Origin of the sequence: Litchfieldia salsa (assembly GCF_900104555.1) — a bacterium.
In the GTDB taxonomy this organism is placed as follows: domain Bacteria; phylum Bacillota; class Bacilli; order Bacillales; family Bacillaceae_L; genus Litchfieldia; species Litchfieldia salsa.
The window spans coordinates 35,960-53,486 of record NZ_FNJU01000016.1 but is presented as its reverse complement, the minus strand read 5'-3'; the positions used below and the strand labels follow the sequence as shown (position 1 = coordinate 53,486).

The window sequence follows — 17,527 nt, the reverse complement described above, 5'->3', positions numbered from 1 at the left end:
TTTATGGGATGAAGGGGGATAATGGAACATGTTTCGTAGGATGAAGGAAGATATAGAGGTAGTATTTGAGCAAGATCCTGCAGCAAGAACACGCTTTGAAGTAATCTTAACATACTCAGGGTTACACGCCATTTGGTTTCATCGTCTAGCCCATAGAATATATAAGCGGAGAGGGTTCTTCTTAGCCCGTGTGGTCTCTCAAATAAGTCGCTTTTTCACAGGAATCGAAATCCATCCTGGAGCCAAAATCGGACGTAGATTTTTTATTGATCACGGGATGGGTGTAGTAATTGGGGAAACTTGTGAAATTGGTGATAATGTGACAGTCTTTCAAGGAGTTACGTTAGGTGGAACTGGTAAAGAGAAGGGAAAAAGGCATCCCACCATTGAGAATAATGCTCTAATAGCAACAGGAGCTAAGGTACTAGGCTCTATAACAATTGGAGAAAATTCAAAGGTTGGTGCTGGTGCAGTTGTTCTTAACGATGTTCCTCCCAATTCAACTGTAGTAGGAATAAAAGGAAGAGTTGTCATACAGAATGGTGTTAAAGTAAATAGGTTGAATCACTGTGATGTTCCAGACCCTATTTCAGACCGTATAAAGGATCTTGAACATGAAATTAGTATGCTAAAAGAAGAGTTAAAGAAAGGGGCAAAAAGCAATGTCCATTCAAATATATAATACACTGACAAGACAAAAAGAAGTGTTCAAAACGCTAGAAGAGAACAAAGTAAGGATGTATGTGTGTGGACCTACAGTGTATAACTATATACACATAGGTAATGCCAGACCTGCAATTGTATTTGATACAGTACGACGTTATTTAGAATTCCGTGGATATGAAGTCAATTATGTATCTAATTTTACGGATGTTGATGATAAGTTAATAAAGGCAGCAAACGAGCTTGGAGAAGAAGTTCCTGTTATAGCAGATCGATTCATTGACGCGTATTTCGAGGATGTGTCTTCGCTAGGATGTAAGGAAGCAACGGTTCACCCTCGTGTGACTGAAAGTATAGATATCATTATTGATTTCATACAGGCACTGATCGAGAAAGGATATGCTTATGAAGCGGGTGGTGATGTTTATTATCGCACAAGATCGTTTAAAGAATACGGAAAGCTATCACATCAATCAATTGATGAGCTAAAAGTAGGAGCAAGAATAGACATTGGAGATAAAAAAGAAGATGCACTTGATTTTGTTCTTTGGAAGGATGCGAAAGAAGGAGAGATTTCTTGGAGCAGTCCTTGGGGAGAAGGAAGACCAGGTTGGCATATTGAATGCTCGGCAATGGCGAAAAAATATTTAGGAGAAACCATCGATATTCATGCCGGTGGGCAGGATTTAGCATTTCCTCATCATGAAAATGAAATTGCGCAGTCAGAGGCAATTAGTGAGAAATCATTTGCTAATTATTGGATGCATAATGGTTATATTAATATTGACAATGAAAAAATGTCTAAGTCACTAGGGAATTTTATTTTAGTCCATGACATTATTAAACAGCATGATCCTCAATTGATTAGATTCTTTATGCTATCTGTTCATTATAGACATCCCATTAACTACAATGAAGAATTGTTAGAAAGTACAAAAAATGGATTCGATCGTATAAAGACTTCGTATCAGAACTTAAAACATCGTAAAGATAACAGTACAAATCTTACATCAGATGACCAAGAATGGATTAGTAAAATCACTTCATTACGAGAAGAATTTATAACAGTTATGGATGATGATTTTAATACAGCAAATGCAGTCTCCATTCTTTTTGACTTATCTAAACAGGCGAATTATTATCTTCAGTCAAAAAATACGTCTGTAGAGATTATTAATAAATTTTTGAAGGAATTTGAGGAGCTTTTTCAAGTGCTTGGTTTAAAACTAGATGTTGAAGAAGTATTACTTGATGAAGAGATTGATGCACTAATTCAGAAGAGAATTGAAGCAAGAAAGAATCGTGATTTCGCATTATCAGATCAAATTCGAGATGAATTAAAGCAAAAGAATGTGATATTAGAAGATACTCCGCAAGGAACACGATGGAAAAGAGGATCATAATGTTACTTGATTCGACTAACATTGATGCAAAACAATTGAATAGTTTAGCACTTGCTTATATGGGTGACGCCGTATACGAAATGTATGTGCGTCACTTCATTCTTGGCAAGGGGGCTGTAAGACCCAATGAATTACACAAAATAGCAAAACGCTATGTATCAGCAAAAGCGCAAGCATCGATCTTACATCATTTGACCTCTGAAGAATTTTTCAATGAAGAAGAAGAGGGTGTATTAAGGAGAGGTAGAAATGCCAAGAGTGGCACTACTCCTAAGAATACGGATGTGCAAACATATAAATATAGTACTTCCTTTGAAGCATTAATAGGATATCATCATTTGCATAACAATAAGGAACGGTTAGAAGAAATTATTAAGGCATCACTTTCCTATATCACTTACTAAGGAATACATTTTCAAATACAGAAAGGAGGAGTATCATGTCAACTGATTTTATTATCGGAAGAAACCCTGTTATAGAAGCTTTAAAGTCAGAAAGGGAAATAAACAAGATCCTTGTAGCAGAAGGTTCACAAAAAGGATCAATGAGTGTCATCATAAATCTTGCTAATGAAAAAGGCGTGTTACTTCAAATCGTCCCTAAAAAGAAGATTGATCAAATGGTTGAAGGAAATCATCAAGGTGTAATTGCACAAGTCGCAGCATATGAGTATGCAGAGATTGATGATTTGTTTAAATTAGCAGAGGAAAAAGGGGAATCACCTTTTTTCTTATTGCTGGATGAAATAGAGGACCCACATAATTTGGGATCTATTCTTAGAACAGCAGATAGCGTTGGTGCTCATGGTGTTATTATTCCTAAAAGAAGAGCGGTCGGGTTGACTGCGACGGTTGCAAAAGCATCCACTGGGGCAATTGAGTATATTCCAGTAGCAAGGGTGACTAATTTAGCGAGAGCAATTGATGAATTAAAAGAGCGGGGAGTATGGATCTTTGGAACAGATGCCTCTGGTAAAGATGATTACCGAAACATGGATGGAGAACTACCTTTAGGCCTAGTTATTGGCAGTGAAGGAAAAGGAATCGGTAGATTAATCAGAGATAAATGCGATTTCTTAATTCGTCTTCCAATGAAAGGAAAAGTTACTTCTTTAAATGCATCTGTCGCAGCTAGTCTCTTAATGTATGAGGTATATCGTAAACGAAACCCCATAGGTAAATAGCTAAAATGGATATCCTCATTGTTGACGGATATAACATCATCGGAGCTTGGCCAGAGTTGCGTAAGCTTAAAACGGTTGATTTTGCCGAGGCCAGAAAGCTCTTAATTGAAAAGATGGCAGAATACCAAGCTATTACTGGTTATAGAGTAATTGTTGTATTTGATGCCCACCTTGTACAAGGTACAGAAAAGAAAAGTAAAAATCATAAGGTTGAAGTGATTTTTACAAGAGAGAATGAGACGGCAGATGAACGGATAGAAAAACTTGCCAAAGAATTAAATGATAGACGGACACAAATTCATGTTGCGACATCTGACTATACAGAACAATGGGCAATTTTCGGACAAGGTGCACTAAGAAAGTCAGCAAGAGAACTATTGACAGAGATGGGTTTAATAGAAAAAGGGATAGAAAAAAAAGTGAAGAAAACATACCAAAAAAAGAGCTTAACTAAGATTCCTTTAACAGATGAAATGGCAGAAATATTCGAAAAATGGCGCAGAGGAGAAAAGTGACCTGTTGACGCCTTGAAAAAAAGTCCTGTATAATATTTCTATCTACAAGTCCGGTCGGAGGGATCGACGTGATTTCAAACTTCAATGGAAAAGTCAACACAGTGTATGAACGATTAGAAGATGAAGAAGTCGTAGAATTGGTTCATTCTGGTGAAAGCGATGCACTCGATTACCTAATTAATAAGTATAAGAATTTTGTGAGAGCAAAAGCTCGATCTTATTTCCTAATAGGTGCAGATCGAGAAGATATTGTTCAAGAAGGTATGATTGGTCTATACAAAGCAATTCGTGATTTTAAGGAGGACAAGCTTACTTCCTTCAAAGCGTTTGCAGAGTTATGTATCACAAGACAAATTATAACAGCAATTAAAACAGCGACACGACAAAAGCACATACCATTAAACTCGTATGTTTCATTGGACAAGCCTATTTATGATGAAGAGTCGGATCGCACATTAATGGATGTTATATCAGGTGCTAAGGTGCTGGATCCGGAAGAGCTTATAATTAATCAAGAGAAATTCGATGACATTGAAATCAAGATGGCCGAGCTTTTAAGTGACTTAGAGAGGAAAGTTTTGGCGCTTTATCTTGATGGACGTTCATATCAGGAGATTTCAGAAGATTTAAATCGACATGTTAAATCAATAGACAATGCACTTCAGCGGGTTAAACGGAAGCTTGAGCGTTACCTAGAAATTAGGGAAATAAGTCTTTAGCAAGAGAACACAAAGTCGTAAAGCACCTTTGTGAGTATTGACATCTAGAACAAGCATATGTTACATTTTTAAGGAAATTTATACAAATATTTTTTATAAAATCAAGATTTCATTGGAAGGTGTCTTGAATGCGAAAAAAAATAGTTTTGGCCTGTAATGAATGTGGAAGTCGAAATTATACAACGATGTTGAATACCGAAAAAGCAGAAGAGCGCCTTGAATTAAAGAAGTTTTGTACAACTTGTAATACACACTCTCTACATCGGCAAACAAAATAGATTTTTCTAATAATGTTGGAGGTAACATAATGCAGCGTCTAGTAAAATTTTTCCAAAGTGTTGCTCGAGAAATGAAGAAAGTTAGCTGGCCTAAAAGGAAAGAGTTAACTCGATATACAATTATCGTTTTATCAACTATTACCTTCGTGTCTGTTTTCTTTGCACTGATTGATACAGGTATTTCAGAATTAATTCGTTTAGTTATTGAATAAGTCATACAAAGTCATGGTATAATGATGGTAAATAATGAAGTTGCTTTGAAGCCCGTTTACGGGTTTTTTTAGTTGCGGTAATTCAACTATAAGTAAGGGGAGGGACGGACAGTTCGTTGTCCTAATTAATGGAGAAAAATTGGTATGTAGTACATACGTATTCAGGTTATGAAAATAAGGTAAAAGCAAATTTAGAAAAACGTGTAGAATCAATGGGTATGCAAGATAAGATTTTCCGTGTAGTTGTTCCAGAAGAGGAAGAAACAGAAATTAAGAACGGAAAAAAGAAAGTGGTAAAGAAAAAGGTATTCCCTGGTTACGTTTTAGTTGAGATTATCATGACAGATGATTCTTGGTATGTTGTTCGTAATACACCAGGAGTAACTGGATTTGTAGGGTCAGCAGGATCAGGTTCAAAACCAACACCACTATTACCAGATGAGGTAACAAGTCTACTTAAGAGAATGGGTGTAGATGAAAAGTCAGTTGAAATTGATTTTGAATTAAAAGAAACAGTACGAGTAAATGAAGGACCGTTTGCTAATTTCACAGGAACGATTGAAGATATTGACTTGGACAAGCACAAGATAAAAGTCCATGTTAACATGTTCGGTAGAGAAACACCGGTTGAACTAGACTTTGCTCAAATTGAGAAGCTTTAAGACAAAAAAGCTATGAAAATAGCCTAAAAATGATCCGGTTCGGAGTAATTTTAAAAAAACTCTAGAAAAAACTTGAAATCTATTTAGTATAGTGTTAAAATTTCAAAGGTCAGTATGTCTGCAGAAGACATGGACTAGACATGTAAGGATATAAATATCTTTATATAAAGAATGATGAGTGGGAGGGAATATCCCTATTACCACATCACGGACTTTAAGGAGGTGTGTACCGTGGCTAAAAAAGTAATTAAAATGGTTAAATTACAAATCCCTGCTGGAAAAGCTAACCCAGCGCCACCAGTTGGACCAGCTTTAGGTCAAGCCGGTGTTAATATCATGGGATTCTGTAAAGAATTTAACGCACGTACAGCAGAGCAAGCTGGATTGATCATCCCTGTTGAAATCACGGTATTTGAAGACCGTTCATTTACATTTATTACGAAAACTCCACCTGCTGCAGTTCTTCTTAAGAAGGCGGCTGGAATTGAGTCAGGTTCTGGTGAACCAAACCGTAATAAAGTAGCGACAGTTAAGCGTGATAAAGTACGCGAAATCGCAGAAACAAAAATGCCTGACTTAAATGCGGCAAGTGTTGAATCTGCAATGCGTATGGTTGAAGGAACTGCACGTAGCATGGGAATCGTTATCGAAGACTAATCCTGTGTTTTGTCACAAGTGTTTGGGGGGTTGCGTTACTAGGGTTATACCTGTTCGCAACCTTTATTCGTGGGAGGTAAATCCGTTAAAACCACATTCGAGGAGGAAATATCATGGCAAAAAGAGGTAAAAAGTACGTTGAAGCTGCTAAATTAGTAGACCGTACAAAGGTATATTCAGTTGCTGAAGCAGTTGAATTAGCTAAAAAAACAAGCATCGCTAAATTTGATGCGACTGTTGAAGTTGCATTCCGTTTAGGTGTAGATCCAAAGAAAGCTGACCAACAAATCCGTGGAGCAGTAGTGCTTCCAAACGGAACTGGTAAAACACAAAAAGTATTAGTGTTTGCTAAAGGTGAAAAAGCGAAAGAAGCAGAAGCTGCTGGAGCTGACTATGTTGGAGATAGCGACTATATCACAAAGATCACTCAAGGTTGGTTTGACTTTGATGTAATCGTAGCAACACCTGACATGATGGGTGAAGTTGGTAAGCTTGGTCGTGTATTAGGACCTAAAGGCTTAATGCCAAACCCTAAAACAGGAACAGTTACATTCGATGTTGATAAGGCTGTTAAAGAAATCAAAGCTGGTAAAGTTGAATACCGCGTTGACAAAGCTGGAAACATTCACGTTCCAGTTGGAAAAATTTCTTTCGATGATCAAAAATTAATCGAGAACTTCACAACTATTTATGAAACTCTATTAAAAGTTAAACCTGCTGCTGCAAAAGGAACATACATGAAGAACATCGCTGTTTCTTCAACTATGGGACCTGGCGTAAAAGTAGATGCTTCTACATTTGTTGCTACAAAATAATGGAAGTTGACTTTTAATAACGTTTAAAATATAATAAACACTGTTGTTAAAATAATATCATTTTTACCGTAGACAGTAGGTGCTTGCATAAACAAGCTTAATGAGTAGCCTGCCGAGGTGTAGTAAGGGCATTTTTGAATGCGCAATTGCTATATACCACCTCTACGTCTACTGGCGTAGAGGTTTTTTATATCTTTACACCGAATCGGTATTAAGTGTTTATAAAACTATAGGAGGTGTGAGAATGAGCAGTGCGGTAGAACAAAAGAAACAAATCGTATCTGAGATCGAAACTAAATTGCGTGAGAGTAAATCAACAATCGTTGTTGATTATCGTGGATTAACAGTTGCTGAAGTAACTGAACTACGTAAACAACTTCGTGACGCAGGAATCGATTTTAAAGTATACAAAAACACTATGACTCGTCGTGCGGCTGAAGCAGCTGGATTAACAGGTTTGAATGATGCGTTAACAGGACCAAATGCTATTGCTTTCGGTGCTGAAGATGTTGTTGCTCCTGCTAAAATTCTTAACGACTTTGCTAAAAAGCATGATGCGTTAGAAATCAAAGCTGGTGTAATTGAAGGAAACATTGCGACTGTTGAAGAAGTTAAAGCTCTTGCTGAACTTCCATCACGCGAAGGTTTACTTTCAATGTTGCTTAGTGTACTTCAAGCTCCAATTCGTAACTTTGCTCTTGCAACTAAAGCTGTTGCAGATCAAAAAGAAGAACAAGGCGCTTAATATTTACCCAATCTTTACCTAAAAAAATAATCTAAATGATAATATTCCAAGGAGGAAAAATACAATGACTCAAGAACAAATCATTGAAGCAGTTAAAAGCATGACTGTTTTAGAATTAAATGACCTAGTAAAAGCAATTGAAGAAGAATTCGGTGTAACTGCTGCTGCTCCTGTAGCTGTAGCTGCTGGCGGTGCTGTTGAAGCTGCTGAGCAAACAGAATTTGAAGTTGTACTTGCATCTGCTGGTGCACAAAAAATCAAAGTTATCAAAGTTGTACGTGAAATCACTGGTCTTGGCTTAAAAGAAGCTAAAGAATTAGTAGATAACACTCCTAAAGCTGTTAAAGAAGGCGTTTCTAAAGAGGAAGCTGAAGAAGTTAAAGCTAAACTTGAAGAAGTTGGAGCTGGAGTAGAAGTTAAGTAATTAAATGAATAACAAAAGCTCGCTTATTTGCGGGCTTTTTTTTACCCCTAAATATACTAGCCCCAACAATCTGCGTTCTATGACATTTTATAAGTAAGGTGAATATAAGATAGAATTATATTATTTGCTATGCAAAAAAACTTGTTTAAATGATGCTGGAAAAGAGACACTACATAATAGGTTCCCAAATATAGAAAATAGTCTAGTTTTATCGTAAAGGAGGTACACATAAATGAGTGATCACTATTATACTAGTCAACCTTCTGTAGCTAGTAACCCGATGCGTTGGTCGTTTGAATTAAGGAATCAATCTTTTCAATTTACGAGCGATCGTGGTGTATTTTCTAAGAAAGAAGTAGATTTTGGTTCAAAACTGTTAATTGAAACTTTTCAATTAACAGAAGTTCAAGGGTCTTTACTTGATGTAGGTTGTGGATATGGTCCAATTGGATTGACTCTTGCAAAAGTGTATGATGAAAGAACAGTTGAAATGATTGATGTGAATGAGAGAGCAATTGCACTAGCTAAAGAGAATGCGCTAATTAATGAAGTGGAAAATGTATTAATCTATAAAAGTGATTTATTTGCTAATGTAGAAAATAAATCCTTTGCTGCAATAGTATCAAACCCTCCGATACGTGCTGGAAAAAAAGTTGTTCACGAAATATTGACAGAAGGCTACGAACGACTAGCGATTGGTGGGGAGCTTTGGATCGTCATACAAAAGAAACAAGGTGCCCCTTCTGCAATTGAAAAGCTTGAAACTATGTTTTCTGATGTAGAAGTTGTTTTAAAGAAAAAGGGGTATTATATCATAAAATCAAAAAAAGGTTGACGGTTATTTTTACCTATGATAACATTATAAAATGCCAATATGTAATTTTTTCATGCAGAACTAATTTTTTATTAAAATGTATAATATTAGTAAGTATGGAAAGACTAATAAAATCAATAGTTCGTTATGATGAAAAATGTGGTTTTCTTGAATGAAACCCTTTTTCTTTTTGTCTATGGTTATTCTACTATAGACGACAAAATAGTAGCTTTATTTTAAAAAACGCTTGATTTGAGAGGTGAATGAGTTGACAGGTCAACTAGTTCAGTATGGACGACACCGCCAACGAAGAAGTTATGCTCGCATTAGTGAAGTATTAGAATTACCAAATCTTATCGAAATCCAAACCTCTTCTTACCAATGGTTTCTTGATGAGGGATTAAGAGAGATGTTCCAAGATATTTCTCCTATTGAGGATTTCACAGGTAACCTATCGCTAGAATTCATTGATTACAGTTTAGGAGAACCTAAATATTCAGTGGAAGAAACTAAAGAGCGTGATGTTACGTATTCTGCTCCATTACGTGTAAAGGTGCGCTTAATTAACAAAGAAACTGGCGAAGTGAAAGATCAAGATGTCTTTATGGGGGACTTCCCATTAATGACCGAAACAGGTACCTTTGTAATCAATGGTGCTGAACGTGTAATTGTTTCACAGTTAGTGAGATCTCCAAGTGTGTATTTCAGTGGTAAATTAGACAAAAACGGTAGACGAGGCTATACTGCAACCGTTATTCCAAACCGTGGTGCTTGGCTTGAGTATGAAACAGATGCAAAGGATGTAGTTCATGTCCGTATCGATCGTACTCGTAAATTACCTGTTACGGTTCTTTTGCGTGCGCTTGGCTTTGGTTCAGACCAAGAGATTGTTGATCTTTTTGGTGAAAATGAATATTTAAGAAATACACTCGAAAAAGACAATACTGAAACTACAGAAAAAGCTTTGCTTGAAATATATGAAAGACTACGTCCGGGTGAACCACCTACAGTAGAAAACGCAAAAAGCTTACTAGAATCAAGATTCTTTGACCCGAAACGCTATGATTTAGCTAATGTAGGGCGTTATAAAATAAACAAAAAACTTCATATAAAAAATCGTCTGTTTAATCAAAAACTAGCAGAAACGTTAGTAGATGGAGAAACAGGGGAGATTATTGCTGAAAAAGGCACTCTATTAGATCGTAGAACTTTAGATCGAATTCTACCTAATTTAGAAAATGGAATTGGATTTAAAAAGGTCACTCCATCTGGTGGAGTATTGAATGAAGAAACAACTGTACAATCTATTAAAATTTTCGCACCTAGTGACCCAGATGGCGAACTGGTCATTAATGTAATAGGAAATGCTTTTACGGATGAATCTGTTAAGAATATTTCACAATCTGATATATTAGCTTCAATAAGCTACTTCTTTAACCTGTTACATCAAGTTGGAGATACAGATGATATTGATCACCTAGGTAATCGTCGTTTACGTTCTGTTGGTGAACTATTGCAAAACCAATTCCGTATCGGTCTATCTAGAATGGAGCGTGTGGTACGTGAAAGAATGTCGATCCAAGACACAAACACGATTACACCACAGCAGCTGATTAATATTCGTCCAGTAATTGCATCGATGAAAGAGTTCTTTGGAAGTTCTCAATTATCGCAATTCATGGATCAAACAAATCCACTTGGTGAATTAACACATAAGCGTAGATTATCTGCCCTTGGACCTGGTGGTTTAACGAGAGAACGTGCTGGTTTTGAAGTTCGTGACGTTCACTACTCTCACTATGGTCGTATGTGTCCGATTGAAACGCCAGAGGGACCGAATATCGGCTTAATTAACTCACTATCTTCGTTCGCTAAGGTTAATCGTTTCGGATTTATTGAAACGCCTTACCGACGTGTAGACCCAGAAACAGGAAAAGTAACAACTCGAATTGATTACTTAACTGCTGATGAAGAAGATAACTATGTTGTTGCACAAGCAAATGTGAAATTATCTGATGATGGATCATTTGTTGAAGAAGATATTATCGCTCGTTTCCGTGGAGAAAATACAGTTGTTAATCGTGACCGTGTAGATTATATGGATGTATCTCCAAAGCAGGTTGTATCTGCAGCGACTGCGTGTATTCCGTTCTTAGAAAATGATGACTCTAACCGTGCACTAATGGGAGCAAACATGCAACGTCAAGCTGTTCCGTTATTGCAACCAGAATCTCCAATCGTAGGAACTGGTATGGAACATGTTTCTGCAAGAGATTCAGGTGCTGCTGTTATTTGTAAGCATCCAGGAATTGTTGAGCGTGTTGAAGCAAAACAAGTATGGGTTAGACGCTACACTGAGGTTGATGGTCAGCAAGTCAAAGGTGACTTAGATAAATATCGCATGATGAAATTCATTCGTTCTAACCAAGGAATGTGCTATAACCAACGACCGATTGTTTCTGTAGGAGACAATGTGGTAAAAGGTGAAATCTTAGCGGATGGTCCTTCGATGGAAAAAGGTGAATTAGCATTAGGTAGAAACGTTCTTGTTGGGTTCATGACATGGGACGGTTATAACTATGAGGATGCTATCATCATGAGTCAAAGACTTGTAAAAGAAGATGTATACACATCTATTCATATTGAAGAATATGAATCAGAGTCTCGTGATACAAAGCTTGGACCAGAAGAGATTACTAGAGATATTCCAAACGTTGGTGAAGATGCACTAAGGAATCTTGATGAGCGTGGAATTATCCGCGTTGGTGCGGAAGTAAAAGACGGTGATCTTCTAGTAGGTAAGGTTACACCAAAGGGAGTAACTGAACTAACTGCTGAAGAGCGACTATTACATGCAATATTCGGTGAAAAGGCACGTGAAGTACGTGATACATCACTTCGTGTTCCACATGGTGGAGGCGGTATTGTATTAGATGTAAAAGTGTTTAATCGTGAAGATGGTGACGAGTTACCACCAGGTGTTAACCAATTAGTTCGTGCTTATATCGTTCAGAAACGAAAAATTTCTGAAGGGGATAAAATGGCTGGACGACATGGTAACAAAGGGGTTATCTCAAGAATTCTTCCAGAAGAAGATATGCCATATCTACCAGATGGCACACCAATTGATATCATGTTAAACCCACTTGGAGTTCCATCACGTATGAATATCGGGCAAGTGCTTGAGCTTCATTTAGGGATGGCTGCAAGAAAGTTAGGTATTCATGTTGCATCACCAGTATTTGATGGTGCTCGTGAGGAAGATGTATGGGGTACTCTTCAAGAGGCTGGAATGTCACGTGATGCTAAGACAGTATTATATGATGGAAGAACAGGCGAACCTTTTGATAACCGTGTATCTGTAGGAGTTATGTATATGATTAAGCTTGCTCACATGGTTGACGATAAGCTTCATGCACGTTCTACTGGACCTTACTCACTTGTTACACAACAACCACTAGGTGGTAAAGCACAATTCGGTGGTCAGCGTTTCGGAGAGATGGAAGTATGGGCACTTGAGGCTTATGGTGCTGCATATACACTTCAAGAAATTCTTACAGTTAAATCAGATGATGTTGTCGGTCGTGTGAAAACATATGAAGCCATCGTTAAAGGTGAAAATGTTCCTCAGCCTGGCGTACCAGAGTCATTTAAAGTATTAATGAAAGAACTTCAATCTCTTGGTATGGATGTGAAGATCCTATCAGAGGATGAGAAGGAAATAGAAATGCGTGATACTGAAGATGATGAAGTACCAAACCAATCTGAAGGTGTTGCATTAGATAACGAAGTAGTTGAAGAAGAAGTACTTAAGGATACAGTGACTAAAGAGTAATCAAATAATCCACTTGTTAGGCAATTAGGGTAAAACCTGGAGATTAAAAGGGAGGTAGGCCCCTTGCTCGATGTAAATAACTTTGAGTATATGAATATAGGACTCGCTTCACCAGATAAGATTCGTTCTTGGTCGTTTGGTGAAGTAAAGAAACCTGAAACGATTAATTATCGTACATTAAAACCTGAAAAAGACGGTTTGTTCTGTGAACGTATTTTCGGACCAACAAAGGACTGGGAATGTCATTGCGGTAAATACAAACGTGTCCGTTATAAAGGTGTAGTTTGTGATCGCTGTGGCGTTGAAGTAACACGAGCAAAAGTACGTCGTGAACGTATGGGTCACATTGAATTAGCCGCACCTGTTTCTCATATATGGTACTTTAAAGGAATCCCTAGCCGTATGGGACTTGTCTTAGACATGTCCCCGCGTGCCTTAGAGGAAGTCATTTATTTTGCATCATATGTTGTAACAGAGGTTGGCGATACTCCATTAGACAAAAAGCAATTATTGTCTGAGAAAGAATATCGTGCATACCGTGAGAAATACGGAAACACCTTCCAAGCTGCAATGGGTGCAGAAGCGATTAAAAAGCTTTTACATGATATTGAGCTTGAAAAAGAAGTATTAGGATTAAAAGAAGAGCTTAAGACTTCACAAGGACAAAGACGTACAAGAGCAATTAAAAGGCTTGAAGTATTAGAAGCATTTAGAAACTCAGGAAATGAACCATCTTGGATGGTCCTAGATGTTCTTCCTGTAATTCCTCCTGAATTACGTCCTATGGTTCAATTAGATGGTGGTCGTTTTGCAACATCTGATTTGAATGATTTATATAGACGTGTAATCAACCGTAATAATCGTTTAAAACGTCTTCTTGATCTAGGAGCACCAAGTATCATTGTTCAAAATGAGAAACGTATGCTTCAAGAGGCGGTAGACGCATTAATCGATAACGGAAGAAGAGGAAGACCTGTTACTGGACCGGGTAACCGTCCACTTAAATCCCTTTCACATATGTTAAAAGGGAAGCAAGGACGTTTCCGTCAAAACTTACTAGGTAAACGTGTTGATTACTCTGGGCGTTCGGTTATCGTTGTAGGACCTAACTTAAAGATGTATCAGTGTGGATTACCAAAAGAAATGGCATTAGAATTATTTAAGCCATTTGTTATGAAAGAATTAGTTGAAAAAGGCTTAGCTCATAATATTAAGAGTGCAAAGAGAAAGATTGAAAGAGTCCAACCTGAAGTATGGGATGTACTTGAATCAGTTATCAGGGAGCATCCAGTTCTTTTAAACCGTGCCCCGACTCTACATAGACTTGGTATTCAAGCGTTTGAGCCGACACTTGTTGAAGGAAGAGCAATTCGTCTTCATCCACTTGTATGTACTGCATACAATGCGGATTTCGACGGTGACCAAATGGCTGTCCATGTACCACTTTCAGCTGAGGCACAAGCAGAAGCGCGTATACTTATGTTAGCGGCACAAAACATTCTTAATCCTAAGGATGGGAAGCCAGTAGTTACACCTTCTCAGGATATGGTTTTGGGTAACTATTATTTAACATTAGAGCGTAATGGTGCTGTTGGAGAAGGAATGGTATTCAAAGATACTGATGAAGCATTGATTGCTTACCAAAATGGCTATGCACATCTTCATACGAGAGTTGCTGTACATGCTGGTTCTCTTAAGAACGAAACATTTACAGAAGAGCAAAATAATAAACTATTAATTACAACGGTTGGTAAGCTAATTTTTAATGAAATCTTACCAAAAACGTTCCCATATATTAATGAACCAACAAGAACTAATCTTGAAGAAAAAACACCTGAGCGATATTTCATTGAAAAAGGAGCGAATGTTCTTGAAGCAATTACAAGCCAAGAACTAATCGAACCATTCAAGAAGAAAATCCTCGGAAACGTCATTGCTGAAGTATTTAAGAAGTTTAAGATTACTGAAACTTCAAAAATGCTAGATCGCATGAAAAACCTTGGATTCAGATATTCTACAAAAGCTGGTATAACAGTAGGGGTATCAGACATCGTTGTACTTGCTGAAAAAGAAGAAATTCTTAAGGAAGCACAATCGAAAGTCGATAACGTTTTGAAACAGTTTAGACGTGGTCTAATTACTGAAGAAGAGCGTTATGATCGTGTTATCTCTATTTGGAGTGCTGCTAAGGATACAATTCAAGGGAAGTTAATGAAAACCCTGGATAAGAGCAACCCGATCTTTATGATGAGTGATTCAGGTGCCCGTGGTAACGCATCAAACTTCACTCAGTTAGCAGGTATGCGTGGTCTGATGGCCAATCCATCTGGACGTATTATTGAACTTCCGATCAAATCAAGTTTCCGTGAAGGACTAACAGTATTAGAATACTTTATTTCTACCCACGGTGCTCGTAAAGGTCTAGCGGATACAGCATTAAAAACAGCTGACTCAGGTTATTTAACTCGTCGTCTAGTTGATGTAGCACAAGATGTTATTGTTCGTGATAATGATTGTGGTACAGACAGAGGCTTATTAGTTAAATCTCTAAAGGATGGAACAGAAGTAATTGAACCTCTAGAAGAACGTTTAATAGGACGTTATGCTAGGAGATCAGTAAAACATCCTGAAACGAAAGAAATAATCGTTAAGGAAAATGATCTGATTACTGAAGATCTTGCTCGAGTAATTATCGAGGCAGGAATAGAAGAAGTAACAATTCGTTCCGCATTTACTTGTAATACAAGACACGGTGTATGTAAGAAATGTTATGGCCGTAACTTAGCAACAGGATCTGAAGTTGAAGTTGGTGAAGCAGTAGGTATCATTGCTGCACAATCAATTGGTGAGCCTGGAACACAGTTAACGATGCGTACTTTCCATACAGGTGGGGTTGCGGGAGACGATATCACACAAGGTTTACCACGTATTCAAGAATTATTTGAAGCGCGTAATCCTAAAGGTCAAGCTGTAATAACAGAAATTGATGGTGTTGTTGCTTCTATTACTGAGGTTAAAGATCGTCAGCAAGAGATTGTCGTTCAAGGAAATGTCGAAAGCCGTTCTTATACTGCACCATACAGCGCTAGGGTTAAGGTAAAAGAGGGTCAAGAGGTTGAACGTGGTCAAGAATTAACGGAAGGGTCAATCGATCCTAAAGAATTATTAAAAGTAAAAGATATGCAAGCTGTTCAAGAATACTTATTACGTGAAGTTCAAAAGGTATACCGTATGCAAGGTGTTGAAATTGGAGATAAGCACGTTGAGGTTATGGTACGACAAATGCTTCGTAAGGTAAGAGTTATTGATGCAGGTGAAACAGATGTATTACCAGGATCACTGCTAGATGTTCATCAATTTACAGATGCAAATGCAAAAGTATTACTTGATGGCAGAGCTCCAGCAACAGGAAGACCAGTCTTACTTGGTATTACTAAAGCATCACTTGAGACAGATTCGTTCTTATCTGCTGCTTCATTCCAAGAAACAACACGTGTACTTACAGATGCAGCAATTAAAGGTAAACGTGATGAGCTTCTTGGTCTGAAAGAAAATGTTATTATCGGTAAGTTGGTTCCAGCTGGAACAGGTATGAACCGTTACCGTAAAGCAGAGCTAATCATGCAAGAAGAAACAGATGAAGATGTAGTTGGTGTTGAGTAATAAATAGTTGAATAAGTGGGTTTGTGATCAACGGAAAATATTTTCTTGAATATTGTTGACACAAACCCACTATCAATGTTAATATATCCAAGGTGCTCCTATAACCTGATACTTTGGAGGATAGGTTCGAATGTCTTATGAAAAAGTATTACAGGCAAGTAAAATAATTATTGGAACTAAGCAAACAGTTAAAGCACTTCAAACAACGAATGTGCTGGAGGTTATTATCGCAGATGACGCTGATCGACGTGTTTTAAACAAAGTCATTCAGGTTGCTGAAGAAAAGAACGTTCCTGTCATAAAAGTTGAATCTATGAAAAAGCTTGGAAAAGCTTGTGGTATAGAAGTAGGTGCAGCAACAGTTGCTATTATCAATTAAAACTGTTTTTGTAGATAAAATGTTCTGCAAAGACATTGTTTTTTGTTAAAAAATGAACCACCTGGATGTGTGGTCTTAAAGAAAGTTCGAAAGGAGGAAAAAACATGCCTACAATTAATCAATTAGTACGCAAAGGTCGTGAATCAAAAATTCAAAAGTCTGATTCACCAGCATTAAACAAAGGTTACAACAGCTTCAAAAAATCACAAACTAACCAGTCTTCACCGCAAAAGCGTGGTGTTTGTACACGTGTTGGTACAATGACTCCGAAGAAGCCGAACTCAGCATTACGTAAATATGCACGTGTTCGTTTAACAAACGGAATCGAGGTTACAGCTTACATTCCTGGAATCGGACATAACCTACAAGAGCACAGTGTAGTGTTAATCCGTGGCGGACGTGTAAAGGATTTACCAGGGGTACGTTACCACATCGTTCGTGGAGCACTTGATACTGCTGGAGTTAACAATCGTATGCAAGGTCGTTCTAAATACGGAACTAAGAGACCTAAAGCACCTAAAAAATAATAGTTTAAAACTATTAATATGACTGAAAGGAGG

Annotated in this window: 18 protein-coding genes and 1 other annotated feature; all 18 genes read left to right on the top strand. The window is 37.5% G+C overall.

Going from position 1 to position 17,527, the window contains the following annotated elements; all coding sequences use genetic code 11:
• Positions 1-28 precede the first annotated feature (28 nt).
• The 18 genes from cysE to rpsL all read left to right on the top strand — a co-directional run bounded on the left by cysE (position 29) and on the right by rpsL (position 17,494).
• On the top strand, positions 29-682 hold the full coding sequence (gene cysE, locus BLQ56_RS20590; protein WP_090859088.1) for a serine O-acetyltransferase: 654 nt from the start codon (positions 29-31) through the stop codon (positions 680-682).
• Complete coding sequence (gene cysS / locus BLQ56_RS20585; protein ID WP_090859085.1) at positions 663-2,066, top strand: cysteine--tRNA ligase; 1,404 nt, start codon at positions 663-665, stop codon at positions 2,064-2,066. The genes cysE and cysS overlap by 20 nt, the downstream gene beginning before the upstream one ends.
• Entirely contained in the window at positions 2,066-2,470 is a 405-nt protein-coding gene (locus tag BLQ56_RS20580; protein WP_238457334.1) for a Mini-ribonuclease 3, read from the top strand. Before cysS ends, BLQ56_RS20580 begins: the two co-directional genes overlap by 1 nt.
• 35 nt (positions 2,471-2,505) lie before the next feature.
• The gene (rlmB, locus tag BLQ56_RS20575) at positions 2,506-3,249 is read left to right on the top strand and encodes a 23S rRNA (guanosine(2251)-2'-O)-methyltransferase RlmB (RefSeq protein ID WP_090859080.1); all 744 of its coding nucleotides are present in this window, start codon (positions 2,506-2,508) and stop codon (positions 3,247-3,249) included.
• 5 nt (positions 3,250-3,254) lie between these two features.
• Positions 3,255-3,764, top strand: a complete 510-nt coding sequence (locus tag BLQ56_RS20570; RefSeq protein ID WP_090859077.1) for an NYN domain-containing protein — start codon at positions 3,255-3,257, stop codon at positions 3,762-3,764.
• A 62-nt stretch (positions 3,765-3,826) separates the two neighbouring features.
• Complete coding sequence (gene sigH / locus BLQ56_RS20565) at positions 3,827-4,483, top strand: RNA polymerase sporulation sigma factor SigH (protein ID WP_175490402.1); 657 nt, start codon at positions 3,827-3,829, stop codon at positions 4,481-4,483.
• 128 nt (positions 4,484-4,611) lie between these two features.
• Positions 4,612-4,761: a 50S ribosomal protein L33 gene (gene rpmG, locus BLQ56_RS20560; protein WP_090859071.1), complete on the top strand. Its 150-nt coding sequence runs from the start codon at positions 4,612-4,614 to the stop codon at positions 4,759-4,761.
• Between the two features lie 29 nt (positions 4,762-4,790).
• Positions 4,791-4,973: a preprotein translocase subunit SecE gene (gene secE, locus BLQ56_RS20555; RefSeq protein ID WP_090859068.1), complete on the top strand. Its 183-nt coding sequence runs from the start codon at positions 4,791-4,793 to the stop codon at positions 4,971-4,973.
• A 128-nt stretch (positions 4,974-5,101) separates the two neighbouring features.
• Entirely contained in the window at positions 5,102-5,635 is a 534-nt protein-coding gene (gene nusG, locus BLQ56_RS20550; protein WP_090859065.1) for a transcription termination/antitermination protein NusG, read from the top strand.
• Positions 5,636-5,866: 231 nt separating this feature from the next.
• The gene (rplK, locus tag BLQ56_RS20545) at positions 5,867-6,292 is read left to right on the top strand and encodes a 50S ribosomal protein L11 (RefSeq protein WP_090859062.1); all 426 of its coding nucleotides are present in this window, start codon (positions 5,867-5,869) and stop codon (positions 6,290-6,292) included.
• 113 nt (positions 6,293-6,405) lie between these two features.
• On the top strand, positions 6,406-7,107 hold the full coding sequence (gene rplA, locus BLQ56_RS20540) for a 50S ribosomal protein L1 (protein ID WP_090859060.1): 702 nt from the start codon (positions 6,406-6,408) through the stop codon (positions 7,105-7,107).
• A gap of 48 nt (positions 7,108-7,155) precedes the next feature.
• Positions 7,156-7,305 (top strand) — a sequence feature (ribosomal protein L10 leader region).
• Positions 7,306-7,351: 46 nt separating this feature from the next.
• A complete protein-coding gene (gene rplJ / locus BLQ56_RS20535; protein WP_090859058.1) occupies positions 7,352-7,852 on the top strand; it encodes a 50S ribosomal protein L10 in 501 nt (166 codons plus the stop codon).
• Between the two features lie 64 nt (positions 7,853-7,916).
• Complete coding sequence (rplL, locus tag BLQ56_RS20530; RefSeq protein ID WP_090859055.1) at positions 7,917-8,276, top strand: 50S ribosomal protein L7/L12; 360 nt, start codon at positions 7,917-7,919, stop codon at positions 8,274-8,276.
• A 232-nt stretch (positions 8,277-8,508) separates the two neighbouring features.
• Positions 8,509-9,111, top strand: a complete 603-nt coding sequence (locus tag BLQ56_RS20525) for a class I SAM-dependent methyltransferase (RefSeq protein WP_090859052.1) — start codon at positions 8,509-8,511, stop codon at positions 9,109-9,111.
• Positions 9,112-9,358: 247 nt separating this feature from the next.
• Positions 9,359-12,925: a DNA-directed RNA polymerase subunit beta gene (rpoB, locus tag BLQ56_RS20520; protein ID WP_090859050.1), complete on the top strand. Its 3,567-nt coding sequence runs from the start codon at positions 9,359-9,361 to the stop codon at positions 12,923-12,925.
• Between the two features lie 63 nt (positions 12,926-12,988).
• The gene (gene rpoC / locus BLQ56_RS20515) at positions 12,989-16,588 is read left to right on the top strand and encodes a DNA-directed RNA polymerase subunit beta' (protein WP_090859048.1); all 3,600 of its coding nucleotides are present in this window, start codon (positions 12,989-12,991) and stop codon (positions 16,586-16,588) included.
• Positions 16,589-16,718: 130 nt separating this feature from the next.
• Positions 16,719-16,967: a 50S ribosomal protein L7ae-like protein gene (locus BLQ56_RS20510; protein ID WP_090859045.1), complete on the top strand. Its 249-nt coding sequence runs from the start codon at positions 16,719-16,721 to the stop codon at positions 16,965-16,967.
• A gap of 104 nt (positions 16,968-17,071) precedes the next feature.
• Positions 17,072-17,494: a 30S ribosomal protein S12 gene (gene rpsL / locus BLQ56_RS20505; RefSeq protein WP_090859042.1), complete on the top strand. Its 423-nt coding sequence runs from the start codon at positions 17,072-17,074 to the stop codon at positions 17,492-17,494.
• Positions 17,495-17,527 lie beyond the last annotated feature (33 nt).

Coding starts and splice junctions, on each gene's coding strand:
- cysE (WP_090859088.1), top strand. CDS start 29: ATGTTTCGTAGGATGAAGGAAGATATAGAGGTAGTATTTGAGCAAGAT.
- cysS (WP_090859085.1), top strand. CDS start 663: ATGTCCATTCAAATATATAATACACTGACAAGACAAAAAGAAGTGTTC.
- BLQ56_RS20580 (WP_238457334.1), top strand. CDS start 2,066: ATGTTACTTGATTCGACTAACATTGATGCAAAACAATTGAATAGTTTA.
- rlmB (WP_090859080.1), top strand. CDS start 2,506: ATGTCAACTGATTTTATTATCGGAAGAAACCCTGTTATAGAAGCTTTA.
- BLQ56_RS20570 (WP_090859077.1), top strand. CDS start 3,255: ATGGATATCCTCATTGTTGACGGATATAACATCATCGGAGCTTGGCCA.
- rpmG (WP_090859071.1), top strand. CDS start 4,612: ATGCGAAAAAAAATAGTTTTGGCCTGTAATGAATGTGGAAGTCGAAAT.
- secE (WP_090859068.1), top strand. CDS start 4,791: ATGCAGCGTCTAGTAAAATTTTTCCAAAGTGTTGCTCGAGAAATGAAG.
- nusG (WP_090859065.1), top strand. CDS start 5,102: ATGGAGAAAAATTGGTATGTAGTACATACGTATTCAGGTTATGAAAAT.
- rplA (WP_090859060.1), top strand. CDS start 6,406: ATGGCAAAAAGAGGTAAAAAGTACGTTGAAGCTGCTAAATTAGTAGAC.
- rplJ (WP_090859058.1), top strand. CDS start 7,352: ATGAGCAGTGCGGTAGAACAAAAGAAACAAATCGTATCTGAGATCGAA.
- rplL (WP_090859055.1), top strand. CDS start 7,917: ATGACTCAAGAACAAATCATTGAAGCAGTTAAAAGCATGACTGTTTTA.
- BLQ56_RS20525 (WP_090859052.1), top strand. CDS start 8,509: ATGAGTGATCACTATTATACTAGTCAACCTTCTGTAGCTAGTAACCCG.
- BLQ56_RS20510 (WP_090859045.1), top strand. CDS start 16,719: ATGTCTTATGAAAAAGTATTACAGGCAAGTAAAATAATTATTGGAACT.
- rpsL (WP_090859042.1), top strand. CDS start 17,072: ATGCCTACAATTAATCAATTAGTACGCAAAGGTCGTGAATCAAAAATT.